Here is a 12,795-nt window from a genome sequence, read left to right as displayed (position 1 = left end):
GTTTTAAACCAAATGGCTAAAGCTTTGTTGTTCGGTGTAGGCCATCACCATGTTGCGGCCACCAGCTTTAGCTGCGTATAGCGCTTGATCTGCATGGGTCAGCAATTGTTGCGGTACCAATTCTGGCGTAGAAATCGCAATGCCAAAACTGGCTGTCACATGAATTGACTGACCATCATGTCCCCAAATTTCAAGCTGCTCAATGGCTTTTCGACAGCGCTCTGCAATGAATATCGCTTGTTCTAAGTTAGAATTTTTTAGCACCAAAATAAACTCTTCCCCGCCAAACCGCCCAACCACATCACTACCGCGTAAATGTTGGTTTAATACTTGGCTGACGAGAATCAAGGTTTCATCGCCTTTATCGTGTCCATATTCATCATTGATGCGTTTGAAATGGTCTAAGTCCAATAAGACCAGTGCATATGTATCTGTTTTAGCACTATCGAGCTGTTCCAAACATTGATTGATACTGCGTCGATTAAATAAATTGGTCAGTGGGTCGACTTGACTAAGTTTTTGAATCAGATGCTCTCGATGACGCCATTGGCTGAGTAAGATTTCAAATAAAGCCAAACAGGTTAATAAAATAGGAACAATGAAAAAGATCATTGAGAAGAGCCAAAAACTATTTTGATAGCCATAGGCATGAGGTTGAAAAATCGGGGCATAGGGGATAATGCCGCGGATGCTTAAATACATGCAAATAGATAAAAAAATCGTGGCTGGGATCAGCATGCTATAGACGATTTTTCGTGTAAATAGTACCAATCCAACGGTCACAAGGCTCACGTAGGAGATCATGGTGGCTGGACTCATAACGCCAATTAAATAACCATCACGACATAAAGAAATGACGAATAAGCCGACCGAAAGATAAGGTAAAATTAGCTGAATCTTGGGATTATCTTTTCCAGCATAGCAAGGCCAAATCAGCAGGACCATTAAGCAAAAAAAGACGATATTGGTCCACAATTGAGAGTGGATGAGATCAAGGTTAACCCACTGCCAAAGTTCTGGCGTGACATAAACATAAAATTTCCAAATGATCCAAAGCAGATGAATGGCTGAGCCAAGCATCAGCATGAGCATACACTTTTTCAGGATACTCCAATTCATCACCACTTCATCTTCCAGCAAATACTGGGCGATTCTATTGCGGAGGATCATGTCACGTATGCTTGATTTCACCGTCATCCTGTGTCATTGCCCTGTTCGAGTTATCAGTTTTTTTCTTAAAGTTTATATAGATATCATTTTATAGGCTTACATTAGCATGAAAATTTACACTTGATAACGGTCAAGAACCGCTCAGTAATTTTAAATTTTTTGCGAGTTCAAAATGATTGTTCTAAAAATAAAACATAGTGTCATAAGGATCGGGATTATTCTATTTATGAAAAATGATTAGACTAGGCTCAAGTTAATAACAACAGCTTTAGGTTTTAGTCATGAAAATTCTGCATATTGATTCAAGCATCATGGGCGACGCTTCAGTTTCACGTCAACTCAGCGCTGAAATTGTACAACAGCTACAGCAAAAACATGGTGATGCGGCACAGGTTCAACATCTCGATTTAGCTGTACAGCAGATTCCACATCTCAGCAGTGAAATTTTGATGGGTCAAAATGCAGAACAATCGGCTTTAGGCGAGCAGTTGTTACAACAGTATTTGGATGCTGATGTGGTTGTGGTTGGTGCTGCTATGTATAACTTCGGTTTGCCATCAACTTTGAAAGCATGGATTGACCGTATCAGTGTTGCAGGTCGTACCTTTAAATATACAGAACAAGGTCCAGTGGGCTTGGCAGGTGACAAAAAAGTTTATATTGCCAGCAGTCGTGGCGGCGTGTATGGCGATAACAGCCCTGTAGATTATCAAGAAGGTTTATTAAAAGCCGTATTTAATTTTACAGGTGTTAGCGATATTGATGTGATTCGTGCCGAAGGTGTCAATATGGGACCTGACATGAAAGCACAAGCAATGGCGACAGCTCAGACTCAAATTCAAGCCATTTAATAGATTGACATTTCCCTCTTAGGTCAGCATCTGCTGACCTTTTTTTATGGTGGCTTTGATCAGTTTTCAGGGATTAGTCCTGATCCAGTCGGTGTGCAAAATCAGCTAAATCACTCAGCGCACGCTGTCCTTCTCCAAACCATGGGCTAAACATTTGGAAGTTATGCCACATGCCAGTGTACAGCTTAAATTCGACATCTAGGCCGGCATTTTCTGCTTTGACTTTAAAGCGCTGCGCATCATCCAATAAAATTTCTTTAGAACCCACTTGAATATGAATCGGAGGCAGTCCTTTGAGTTCGGCAAAAAAAGGCGAGACCAATGGATCAGCTCGGTCGACCGAGCGTGGTACATAATAATCAATGCCTGTTTCGAGGGCTTCTATGCTTAACAGCGCATCATGCTTGAGGTTATAGCGTAGGGACTCACTACTCAACGTCAGGTCTAAAAACGGTGACATCAACACCAAACCACTGACTTGTGGAAGTTGTTCCTGTTGAATTTTAAGAGCTAAGGCAAGCGCCAAGTTTGCACCACAAGAGTCGCCTGACAAAATAATATCTTTGGCTTGAACCCCTTGATCTAATAACACGGCATACACATCAAAAAGGGCATCGAGTGCTTCAGGAAACTGTGCTTCTGGGGATAAAGGATAATCCAAATGTAACACTTGCATTTGCGTGCGCGCAGCAACTTGAGTCAGAAACGCCCGATGTGTGTTCATCGAACCCAAGAAAAATGCGCCCCCATGAATATGAAAAATTAATTGGGTCGATGCCTGTTGAGGTTTGATTTCTTCGGCTTTTAAGCCGGCTAAGCGAATAGGGCGAATTTGTACATCCGGGTTTTGGGGAAATGCACGACAAATTTGTTCCAAAGCAAAACGTAAAGTATTGGGCGGTAAATTGAACTGGCTCGGCCCACGAATTGTGGTTTTTAAAATGCTTTCTGTAATCAGTTGTTTCGTCAGTGGTGATATCTTCATTGTCTTTCCATCTTTTTCTATTTTTGGAATCGTGTGAGCATATTTACCAACACAAATTACAAGGTTACACTAAACGGTCACATACAAAAATTGATAAATTGTTGTGACTTTTGGATACTAATGTCGTCTATATCAGACCAGGGAAATAAACAAAAATGAAAAAAATTGCACTAGCATTAGGATTGATGAGTTTAGCCGCATTTGCAAATGCTGCAGACCCGCTAAATGGTACAACTTGGAAAACCATTGATGATAAAACCAAGCAGCCAAAAGCGATTGTAAAATTCACCGAGCAAAAAAATGGTACGCTTTCTGCGAGCATTCAGTCAGTTTTGACACCAGGTGAAGAGAATGCATGTAAAAAATGTGAAGGCCCATATCACAACAAATCATTAAAAGGCTTGCGAATTGTGACCGGTCTTAAAAATGTTGGTGGTACAAGCTATGAAAACGGTTCAATTTTGGATCCTCAATCAGGTAAAACTTACAAGTTAAAAGGTCAATTGGCTGATGGCGGCAAAAAATTAGAGCTTCGCGGCTTTATTGGTGTTGCTGCTTTAGGTCGTAACCAAACATGGATCCGCGCCAACTAATTTGACATGATTCAAACAAAAAAAGCCTGACAATGTCAGGCTTTTTTATAGTCTATTTTCAGCCACAATTGAACTAGAGCCGTGCATGAGTGTGATGAAAACATTTATTTCAATGCACGGTAAGCGTTTTCATCAAAGCCAACCAATAAGTCGCTACCTGTATCCAGTACTGGGCGTTTAATCATGCTGCTATGCGCAGTTAAACACTGAATCAAATTTTCTTCACTGGCTAAGGCTGCTTGTTGCTCTTCTTCACTGAGTTTTTTCCATGTGGTGCCTTTTTTGTTGAGAATCACATCAGCACCTTTGGCATCGAGCCATTTTTTTACGGTTTCAGCATCAATCGCTTGTTTTTTATAGTCATGAAACTCGTAGGTCAGGCCTAATTCGTTGAGCAAGTCGAAAGCTTTTTTCATGGTATTACAGTTTTTGATGCCATAAATTTTAAGCATGAACATGTGTCCTCAATTATTCAAACAATAAGATAAAAATACACTTCAGCATTATCCTACAGGCTAATTCATCAATGCTCAAAGCACGATCGTGATGTGGATTAAGAAATAAATGTTTTGCTGTACAAGTCGCATGCTGTAAATATTAGGCATTGTCATCAAAACGACATTTTGGCGTTTTAGAATAGCCTACAGAACAAAACGAATCAGAAAAGAAAGCGATGCCATAACTAGAAAATTCAGCCTAAGGTTGCACAGTCAGAAGTAAAAATAAAGCGAGAATAAGAATTTGCTGTGCAGATCGAATTTTTAGCTGTTTTATTTGGGGGAGTCTAGAGATGTAAGGGCTAGATAAGAGAAAACCCGCATTTAATCATCCTGATCATGCGGGTCTCAGTCCAACGTCCATTGTCACATCCTTGAAAACAAGCTAAATCATTTAGTTTGTTTTTATACTTCCTTCGGCGTCCAATCCTTTTGTGTCATCCTGACATGTCCCTTTGCCGTGCGACCATAATGCTACGTTCGAGTTGTGAGATAAATCCACAAATTCGTCATGCAATGTGAGAAATAACCTCTAATTGAGTAAACAATCGTTCACTCAATTAATTGCTGAAAGCTTAAATTTTATAGTCAATAATCACTGGGGCATGGTCGCTAAACCACTCATCTTTGAATACCCAAGCATTGACTGTACGTTCTTTCCAGTCTGGTGAACATGCATGGTAGTCGATACGCCAACCCACATTTTTGGCACGGGCTTGTCCGCGGTTAGACCACCAAGAGTAAAGCTCAGCTTCTTTGCGTACCTCACGGAAGGTGTCGACATAGCCAAGTTCATCATAAATATGATCGAGCCATGCACGTTCGTGCGGTAAGCAGCCCGAAGCCTTTTGGTTCCCAGACCAATTTTTAATATCGATACGTTTATGTACGATGTTGTAGTCACCGCAAACAATCACTGACTTATTTTCAGCACGCCATTGCTTCAAAATTTGTTGATATTCGCCTAAAAATAGGTCTTTGCGTGCCTGAGCTTCATCACCCGATGAACCTGAAGGCAGGTAGAGCGAGCAAATATGTGCAGTTTGTCCAAGTCCTAAATCGAACTCAGCAGAAATAAAGCGGCCTTGAGTGTCTGCTAATTCAAAACCTAAACCATCTGTCACCGAAACAAAGGGCAAGCGGCTATAAATCGCTGTACCTGCGTAACCTGGGCGTTCTGCAGGGAAGAGGTGTGTAAACCAACCTTCGGGTTTAAATTTATCGGTCCATTGTTCATGGGTAATGCGGCTTTCTTGCATACAAATGACGTCTGCATCGGATTGGGAAATCCAGTCAAAGATGCCTTTCTTTTCTGCCGAACGTAGACCATTCACATTAATTGAAACGACACGAAGAATTTTTTGATCACTTGGATAGCTACTCTTTGGTATCATGCTCAGGTTTAACCTCAAACTTAAAAAAAATGGAGCACCTCATGACAGCGCAAGCGGCATTTAATCCACAAGCTTTTATCGAACTCGCATTATCACGTGGTGTGCTTAAATTTGGTGAGTTTACTTTAAAATCGGGTCGTGTGAGTCCTTATTTTTTTAATGCAGGTCTACTGAACGATGGTGAAGCCTTATCATTATTGGCTTCTGGCTATGCAGCAAAATTAACAGAATGCGATAATGTGGAAGTGGTCTTTGGCCCAGCTTATAAAGGTATTCCATTTGTAGCTGCAACGGCAGTGGCATTGTCACAGAACCATGGTGTGAGCGTACCTTGGGGCTTTAACCGTAAAGAAGCCAAAGACCATGGTGAAGGTGGTGTATTGGTCGGTGCGTCTGTTGAAGGTAAAAAAGTCTGGATCATTGATGATGTGATCACTGCGGGTACAGCGATTCGTGAAGTGGTGACTATTTTGAAAAATGCCGGTGCGCAGATTGCGGGCGTATTGGTTGCACTAGACCGTCAAGAAAAAGGTCAAGGTGACTTGTCTGCCATTCAGGAAGTGCAAAAAGAGCTCGAAATTCCAGTTCATGCCTTAATTACCATGAAAGATTTGATGACTTTCTTAGAGGCTAAAGGCGAAACTGAAGCCTTGGCGAAAATGGAAGCGTACCGTGTTAAATACGGCATCTAATTTTTCGGGATTTCAAAAGGCAGCTGAAGCTGCCTTTTTTACGTCTTTAAATGATGATTGTTGCATCTAACTAACAAAAAACGTGAAATATTGCTTAAAAAGTAGGCGTTAAACGTGAAGAATCAATAAAAAGCCGTCTCAGTGCGCTATTTACTGAAACGGCTTTATTTAAAGTATTGATACTTATAGAAAATTTAAAGAATTTCGTATAACGTGTATTATGTTAATTTTAGGAAAATTTAACTATTCTAATTTTTTGGAATCTTAATATTTATAAGAGTCAAATAATGCTAATAAAAGGATATTGGATTCTTTCCATGTATGCACTGTTACTTATTGGGTGTACATCAAAGGATATTCCTCAAGAGGGGGAAATAGTGACATGGAAACAAAATCCAGAACTTATTGTTAAAGCTAAACTAGGGCCACGTCGCGTGCATATACCAGATCAATTCGATTATGAGTTTTATAAACCTGCACGAGAACATTATTTAGGTCAATTTGCCATAAACTATGTTCCTGAAAAATTTCCAACAATTATGCAAGGAGAAGCGAACAGTTTGCCGATGCCTGATTCGAATCGACAATTACAATTTGATTTAAAGTTAAGCAATTTAGATTTTCAAGCAACGGATGGATATTTGCCTGATCATGATGACCAAGTGAGAGTAAGGATTGAAGGTCTTACCATGGATATGCGAGCTGAAAATTTAGATACTCATAAGACATTTTTACAAAGAAAAGAATTTTTTGAAAAAAATTCAAAATTTGAAAAATATGGTCTGACTTGTTATCAGAGATTAGAAGCAGAATATTCCTTTAATTGTTATGGAAAATCTAAAGAGCCTGGCGTCAGTGGTGTTTTATTAAGTATACAAACTTTAGAAAGTTCAGTTGCACTGGAAAACAAGATTATTCCAATTAGAGGTGATAGTTATCAACCTAATAAATATGGCGGTATCTGGATTAAATGGGAAATGAACTTGAATAATTGGGATAGATGGCAAGAAATAGATAGTGCAATTTGGCGCTTATTAGGCACATGGAACTCTGCTCCACCATCTCAAGAAAGTAACTGATTTTAGTTTCATTTAACATAATGGCGATTATACGCAATACACTTGTATATTAATATAAATATCAATAATTTAAAAATTTCACCTTGGTCGCAAAAACAGCAAAAAGCCGACTTTGAAACAAGTCGGCTTTTTTATGAGCAGTTTTGATAGTTCTTGCCAATAAATTTGACTAAAAATTACACTTACTGGATTGAGTTATACAATTTTATGATACATTATTGTATATACAAATTTGAATGTTTTTTATGGAACAGTATTTTGAATGGGATGAGGCTAAGAATCGAAAGAATCAGAAAAAGCATGATGTCTCTTTCGAAACTGCGAGCCTTGTTTTTGAAGATCCACTACGGATCTCAATCCAGGACAGACATACCGATGGCGAAGAACGTTGGCAGACCATTGGAAAAGTAAAAGGCGTACTAATGCTCTTAGTAGCTCATACCATCTTTGATGAAGATGACTGTGAAATCATACGAATCATTAGTGCAAGACAGGTAACTAAAGCGGAGCGAGATAAATATGAGCATGGTTAGATACTCACGCAAAGAGCTGAATGAAAAATTCAGCGACAAGCAAGATGCTGAAATTGAACGCTTGCTTGCTAAAGGTATAGTTCCTGATGATCAGCTAGATCTATCAGATATTCCTGAAATGACTGATTGGAGTAATGCTGCACGCCATAATCAATTCTATCGCCCTGTGAAGCAACAAACTTCTATTCGGTTAGATGCTGATGTGCTTGCTTGGTTCAAAGCACAAGGTAAAGGTTATCAAACACGAATGAATGAAATTTTACGGGATGCTATGCTTAAAGAATTAAAAAATCATCAATAGAAATGGGAGCTTAAGCTCTCATTTTTTATCTTAAACTAATCAGTATCTTAATTTAAAAGCAAAAAATTATAAGTAAAAATAATTTAGGAATTATTAGATGCTTAAATCTCAATTTAAACCGAAGAAAATTTCCATTTATACACATATTACAGTTTTCATTGTATCTATAGTTTGTGGGGTAATACTTCTTCCAAACTTTTTAATTTTCCCTGCAATTTTCTATACTTGCACATATAAAAAAATAAGCGTGATAAAATCATTTATTATCGGAATATTTGTTTGCGTACTATTGTGGATTTCCAATATTTTGTATGGAAAACTAGCAGAGCATTGTTGGTATGAATATAAAACTAAAGGTATATGTGCCCTAGTCAAACCAAACTTTACTTTGTAAAAAAAGAAAGTTGAAAAATTTAAGTTTTAAATTAGATTTTTCTTCAATATTCCAAATATTCATTTAACATAAAATCTCTTATACGAAACTCTCTTGTAAGCCCAAAGTAGAAATGTCCGGTTTCTCCAAAGTAAAAATGTCCGCTTTTAGAATATGCGCTTTTGCAATTTCCTTAGCGGACGGTTTGATATGTTGGTGTCTATGTCGGATAAAGAACTTAAACGATTGTCGGTCTTGCAAGAAATCTGCGATCAACGCATAACTCAACCTCAGGCTGCTCAGCTACTTCATATCTCAGAACGTCAGATCAGACGCTTACTGCAGAAATACAAAGCTCAAGGTCCCGCTGCATTAGCCCATGCCGGTCGTGGCCAAATCAGCAATTCTAAACTTCCTGAAGAACTCAGACTTAAGTGTCTCAATATTGTTTCAGATCAACTTTATGGTTTCGGACCCACTTTAGCGCATGAAAAGCTCACCACTGTTCATGGATTTGATATTTCAGTGGAAACACTACGTTCTTGGATGATTGCAGCCGATTTATGGATCCCTCGCTGCAAGCGCCTGAAACGACCATATCAGCCTCGTTATAACCGAGATTGTTATGGTGAATTGATCCAAATTGATGGCTCACACCATGATTGGTTTGAAGGCCGTTCTGCCAAGTGCTGCCTACTGGTATTTATCGATGATGCCACAGGAAAATTGCAGCATTTACGCTTCTGTGCGTCAGAGTCAGCCTTTGACTATATGATTTCGACACGTTTATATATCGAACAGCATGGTAAGCCATTGGCATTTTACAGTGACAAACATTCAGTTTTTAGGGTGAATCAAAGTAGCAAGAAAGACACCAAGATTACCCAGTTTGGACGTGTTCTGAGCACTCTCAATATCGATATCATTTTCGCTAACTCCCCTCAAGCCAAAGGTCGTGTAGAACGAGCGAATAGAACACTTCAGGATCGTCTGATTAAGGAGATGCGTCTAGAAGGCATCAGTTCAATTGCAGATGCCAATAAGTGGCTGCCGTGCTTTATTGAGCAATTTAATCGTAAATTCGCCAAGATGGCTTTTAATTCCAAGGATCTACATCGGCCTATCGCTGAAACAGCCGAAGAATTAGATGATGTTTTTACCTGGCGTGAACCCCGCAGGGTCACGAACAGCCTGACGATTACATATGATAAATGCGTATATATCCTGAAAAAAACAGAAGAAAATCAAAGATTGATCGGCAAGTATATTGAGTTTCTGGAATACCCGGATGGTACGGTAGCCATTGAACACCAAGGTAGAAAAATCAATTACAGTATCTTCGATAAATTAAGTCAGCTCAACCAGCGAGAGATCGTTGAAAATAAACGTTTGGGTTCTGTACTAGCGCATATTCAACAACAGCATGAAGAATTAGAACAGCAAAACAAACGGAGTCGTTCTCAATCCATGCCACGTAGACGTGCACAGAAAACAGCAATTCAACAACGCAATTGAATCCTGTGCTTGACTTGGAAATGCCTGTATAGGACATTTCTATTTGGTTTTAAGGTAGGACATTTCTACTTAGGAATAACATCTCTTCATCACACTTCTTACATTCCAACATTACCCCTAACTTTTCGTTCCGTCCTTGCTCAGTGATAACCCAAGGACGGTTTTGCCAAGGCGGATCATGCCGGACATGCTGTGTATGGCCACAAGCTAAAATAGCATACCAATGATTTTCATCATCCAAGGCAAAATCAACAATGGCTTGCTGCATATCGGACACCTATCTAAACTGAACTTATGTTGAAAAGGGGAGAGAGCTCATGCTGAGCAATCACAACGGCTTGAATATCAAATTGCTAAATAGACTGTGAAATTTGGTTTATTTCTGCCGCACGCTTACGCCGCGACAATTCTATTTTTCCCGCCATGTTTGGCTTTATACAGCGCTAGATCAGCACGCTTAATTGTATCTTCGTAGGTACAATCTTCAGGCATGATGGTTGTTACTCCTATGCTCACGGTGACATGGGCGTTATCTATTGAAAACCGACTTAATTCTTTTCTGGAATGTTCATGAATCCGTTTGGCAAATTGAATGGCTTGTTCACAGCCCGTGTTGGGTAATGCGACCACAAACTCATCTCCACCTAAGCGGCAGGCGCAATCAGTCTTGCGCAGCGTTAAACGAAGAATATCTGCGACTGCTCGGATTGCCTCATCACCGACATGATGACCTTTGCTGTCGTTGATTTTTTTGAGGTTATCAAGATCGAACATCAAAATCGAGGTCTGTATGGAATGTCGTAGGTATGACTCATAATGTAATGCTAAGTCATGCTCTAATTTTCTTCGATTGAAAAGACCGGTTAACTGATCCGTATGGCTGAGTTCCTTCAGCTTAATTTCCAAGTTGTGACGCGCTGAAATATTACTTGCGACCCAAAGCACAACGTCTTCTTCATCTACCGCAAAACTGAGCGCTTGGATGCGCACTTCAAACCAAATGGGCTCTTCAGGACCATAATCGGGCAGACCTTTTACATCCCTATTGCTCAATTCGTACTCTTCGATGAGTAGATTTCCTGACGCTAGAGCTTGGTCGATCAGTTGCATAAACAAGTTGGCTTTATCTGGCTTGATCACATCTGAAATATAGGTACCAACAAGACCGGAACCATCGTGGTAATAGCGATTATCGCGCCCACCAAAAACCGCAACGTATTTTCTACTACGCGATATGACAAAAGCAGGGTCTGGCAAAGCATCAAGAATGATAGCCATCTGCTCAATGTTGATCATTAATTAATTCTATTTCTTTATTTACAATAATTAACACAATAGCTAAAAAAAATAAAAAGCACGTGTTTTTTCACCAAAAATAATGATGGGCGAGATGTAGATGTGATGAATATCTGTCTCAATTGCTTGGCGTCGATTTACACAGGCCTAACGCCATAATGCTTTCATGGCTTATTTCCATTATTAAGATAAAGCCGATGATAGAAATGTTTTGAATTATCGCCTGCATCACACGAATCCATACATACACATGCAAAATCAGAATAAACAAAAGAAAAATCTCGGCTATACTCATTCATAAATTAATAATGAACAGAGCACTGAATAATGCGTGTACTTGTTGTGATGGATCCCATCGAAAATGTAAACCTAAAAAAAGATACCTCAATGGCGATGCTATGGGCAGCAGCACGCCGTGGACATGAGCTAGGCTATGCATTACAGCAAGATTTATATATCGATCAAGGCAAAGCCTTTGGTTTGATTTCACCGCTAAAAGTTTTTGAAGACTACAACCACTATTACGAACTCGGCGAAAAACAAAAAGAATCAATTGCAGCTTATGACGTGGTTTTGATGCGTAAAGATCCGCCGTTTGATATGAACTTTGTCTACACCACCTATATTTTGGAACAGGCTGAACGCGAAGGCGCATGGATTATTAACAAGCCACAAAGCCTACGTGACTGCAATGAAAAATTGTTTGCGACGCAATTCCCTGAACTTCAAGTACCGACCTTAGTGACCTCGCAGCAAAGCCTGATTCGTGAATTTTTGCAAGAATACGGCGATGTGATTGTGAAGCCATTAGACGGCATGGGCGGTATGGGCATTTTCCGTTTATACCAAGATGGCGTTAATATTGGTTCAACCATTGAAATCCTGACCAATAACGGCACACAGCCGATTATGGCGCAGCGTTACATCCCCGAAATTGTGGATGGCGACAAGCGCATCTTGATGATCAATGGCGAACCCGTACCGTATTGTTTGGCGCGTATTCCGCAAAATGGCGAAGTGCGTGGCAACTTGGCGGCAGGTGGTTTGGGCGAGGCGCGTCCATTGACCGAAAATGATAAAGCCATTGCAGCCAAAGTTGGGCCATTCCTTCGTGAAAAAGGGTTAGTGTTTGTTGGTCTGGATGTGATTGGTAATTACGTGACTGAAATTAATGTCACCAGTCCAACCTGCGTACGTGAAATTGATGCGCAATTTGGCACCTCGATTGCCGATGATTTATTTGATGTCCTTGAGGCAGGTTTAAAAGCTTAATTTTGCACTAGATTTAAAAGAGTCCTTCACGGGCTCTTTTTTTGGCCTGCGCTAAGGGGAGGGGAGCTTAAAAAGCAAAAAAACTGTAAGTGAATGCAATTAAAGTGAAAAATTGTCTGATTTTTTTTCAATTCTCATAGATTAATAATAAAACTAGTTTAAACTTTTAAAATAGTAGAAAAAAACAATCATACGCCTGTTGAAAAAAAGTAAATTACCTTTCACGGTCATGCGTTTGTGATTA

The 12,795-nt window shown here is 39.7% G+C and carries 13 protein-coding genes and 1 pseudogene; 8 read left to right on the top strand and 6 right to left on the bottom strand.

Features of this window, described 5'->3' with window-relative positions; translation table 11 throughout:
- Nucleotides 1–3: 3 nt before the first annotated feature.
- Nucleotides 4–1,170, bottom strand: a complete 1,167-nt coding sequence (locus FTU06_RS06930) for a GGDEF domain-containing protein (RefSeq protein WP_228145159.1) — start codon at nt 1,168–1,170, stop codon at nt 4–6.
- Nucleotides 1,171–1,451: 281 nt separating this feature from the next.
- Here FTU06_RS06930 and FTU06_RS06925 point away from each other — a divergent pair, with 281 nt between their 5' ends.
- The gene (locus FTU06_RS06925; RefSeq protein WP_180113669.1) at nt 1,452–2,021 is read left to right on the top strand and encodes an FMN-dependent NADH-azoreductase; all 570 of its coding nucleotides are present in this window, start codon (nt 1,452–1,454) and stop codon (nt 2,019–2,021) included.
- A gap of 73 nt (nt 2,022–2,094) precedes the next feature.
- Here the strand turns inward: FTU06_RS06925 and FTU06_RS06920 are convergent, their stop codons facing one another.
- Nucleotides 2,095–3,006, bottom strand: a complete 912-nt coding sequence (locus FTU06_RS06920) for an alpha/beta hydrolase (protein ID WP_180145719.1) — start codon at nt 3,004–3,006, stop codon at nt 2,095–2,097.
- Between the two features lie 155 nt (nt 3,007–3,161).
- Between FTU06_RS06920 and FTU06_RS06915 the strand changes: the two genes are divergently transcribed.
- Nucleotides 3,162–3,599 (top strand): DUF2147 domain-containing protein, encoded by a 438-nt coding sequence (locus FTU06_RS06915; protein WP_180024632.1) that lies wholly within the window; start codon nt 3,162–3,164, stop codon nt 3,597–3,599.
- Nucleotides 3,600–3,703: 104 nt separating this feature from the next.
- Here FTU06_RS06915 and FTU06_RS06910 read toward each other — a convergent pair whose 3' ends face one another.
- Both FTU06_RS06910 and FTU06_RS06905 read right to left on the bottom strand, forming a co-directional pair.
- Entirely contained in the window at nt 3,704–4,051 is a 348-nt protein-coding gene (locus tag FTU06_RS06910) for a Spx/MgsR family RNA polymerase-binding regulatory protein (protein WP_180088721.1), read from the bottom strand.
- A gap of 620 nt (nt 4,052–4,671) precedes the next feature.
- On the bottom strand, nt 4,672–5,490 hold the full coding sequence (locus FTU06_RS06905; RefSeq protein WP_180145716.1) for an exodeoxyribonuclease III: 819 nt from the start codon (nt 5,488–5,490) through the stop codon (nt 4,672–4,674).
- Between the two features lie 41 nt (nt 5,491–5,531).
- Between FTU06_RS06905 and pyrE the strand changes: the two genes are divergently transcribed.
- The 5 genes and pseudogenes from pyrE to FTU06_RS06880 all read left to right on the top strand — a co-directional run bounded on the left by pyrE (nt 5,532) and on the right by FTU06_RS06880 (nt 10,015).
- The gene (gene pyrE / locus FTU06_RS06900) at nt 5,532–6,182 is read left to right on the top strand and encodes an orotate phosphoribosyltransferase (RefSeq protein WP_078190583.1); all 651 of its coding nucleotides are present in this window, start codon (nt 5,532–5,534) and stop codon (nt 6,180–6,182) included.
- 317 nt (nt 6,183–6,499) lie between these two features.
- On the top strand, nt 6,500–7,261 hold the full coding sequence (locus FTU06_RS06895; protein ID WP_180113666.1) for a hypothetical protein: 762 nt from the start codon (nt 6,500–6,502) through the stop codon (nt 7,259–7,261).
- A gap of 245 nt (nt 7,262–7,506) precedes the next feature.
- Complete coding sequence (locus FTU06_RS06890; protein ID WP_039890878.1) at nt 7,507–7,794, top strand: BrnT family toxin; 288 nt, start codon at nt 7,507–7,509, stop codon at nt 7,792–7,794.
- The gene (locus FTU06_RS06885) at nt 7,781–8,095 is read left to right on the top strand and encodes a BrnA antitoxin family protein (RefSeq protein ID WP_180102757.1); all 315 of its coding nucleotides are present in this window, start codon (nt 7,781–7,783) and stop codon (nt 8,093–8,095) included. Before FTU06_RS06890 ends, FTU06_RS06885 begins: the two co-directional genes overlap by 14 nt.
- A 595-nt stretch (nt 8,096–8,690) precedes the next feature.
- A pseudogene (locus FTU06_RS06880) lies at nt 8,691–10,015 on the top strand (ISNCY family transposase).
- Nucleotides 10,016–10,032: 17 nt separating this feature from the next.
- Here FTU06_RS06880 and FTU06_RS06875 read toward each other — a convergent pair.
- Together FTU06_RS06875 and FTU06_RS06870 are read right to left on the bottom strand one after the other, a co-directional pair.
- Nucleotides 10,033–10,251: a DUF3565 domain-containing protein gene (locus FTU06_RS06875; RefSeq protein WP_180145711.1), complete on the bottom strand. Its 219-nt coding sequence runs from the start codon at nt 10,249–10,251 to the stop codon at nt 10,033–10,035.
- A gap of 125 nt (nt 10,252–10,376) precedes the next feature.
- Nucleotides 10,377–11,279, bottom strand: a complete 903-nt coding sequence (locus tag FTU06_RS06870; protein ID WP_180105523.1) for a sensor domain-containing diguanylate cyclase — start codon at nt 11,277–11,279, stop codon at nt 10,377–10,379.
- A gap of 327 nt (nt 11,280–11,606) precedes the next feature.
- Between FTU06_RS06870 and gshB the strand changes: the two genes are divergently transcribed.
- Nucleotides 11,607–12,551: a glutathione synthase gene (gene gshB, locus FTU06_RS06865; protein ID WP_180145708.1), complete on the top strand. Its 945-nt coding sequence runs from the start codon at nt 11,607–11,609 to the stop codon at nt 12,549–12,551.
- The last annotated feature ends 244 nt before the right edge of the window (nt 12,552–12,795 follow it).

It is taken from the genome of Acinetobacter sp. YH12052, from assembly GCF_013419835.1.
In the GTDB taxonomy this organism is placed as follows: Bacteria; Pseudomonadota; Gammaproteobacteria; order Pseudomonadales; family Moraxellaceae; genus Acinetobacter; species Acinetobacter amyesii.
This window is presented reverse-complemented; position numbering and strand designations above follow the sequence as displayed.

Coding starts and splice junctions, on each gene's coding strand:
- FTU06_RS06930 (WP_228145159.1), bottom strand. CDS start 1,170: ATGATCCTCCGCAATAGAATCGCCCAGTATTTGCTGGAAGATGAAGTG.
- FTU06_RS06925 (WP_180113669.1), top strand. CDS start 1,452: ATGAAAATTCTGCATATTGATTCAAGCATCATGGGCGACGCTTCAGTT.
- FTU06_RS06920 (WP_180145719.1), bottom strand. CDS start 3,006: ATGAAGATATCACCACTGACGAAACAACTGATTACAGAAAGCATTTTA.
- FTU06_RS06915 (WP_180024632.1), top strand. CDS start 3,162: ATGAAAAAAATTGCACTAGCATTAGGATTGATGAGTTTAGCCGCATTT.
- FTU06_RS06910 (WP_180088721.1), bottom strand. CDS start 4,051: ATGCTTAAAATTTATGGCATCAAAAACTGTAATACCATGAAAAAAGCT.
- FTU06_RS06905 (WP_180145716.1), bottom strand. CDS start 5,490: ATGATACCAAAGAGTAGCTATCCAAGTGATCAAAAAATTCTTCGTGTC.
- pyrE (WP_078190583.1), top strand. CDS start 5,532: ATGACAGCGCAAGCGGCATTTAATCCACAAGCTTTTATCGAACTCGCA.
- FTU06_RS06895 (WP_180113666.1), top strand. CDS start 6,500: ATGTATGCACTGTTACTTATTGGGTGTACATCAAAGGATATTCCTCAA.
- FTU06_RS06890 (WP_039890878.1), top strand. CDS start 7,507: ATGGAACAGTATTTTGAATGGGATGAGGCTAAGAATCGAAAGAATCAG.
- FTU06_RS06885 (WP_180102757.1), top strand. CDS start 7,781: ATGAGCATGGTTAGATACTCACGCAAAGAGCTGAATGAAAAATTCAGC.
- FTU06_RS06875 (WP_180145711.1), bottom strand. CDS start 10,251: ATGCAGCAAGCCATTGTTGATTTTGCCTTGGATGATGAAAATCATTGG.
- FTU06_RS06870 (WP_180105523.1), bottom strand. CDS start 11,279: ATGATCAACATTGAGCAGATGGCTATCATTCTTGATGCTTTGCCAGAC.
- gshB (WP_180145708.1), top strand. CDS start 11,607: ATGCGTGTACTTGTTGTGATGGATCCCATCGAAAATGTAAACCTAAAA.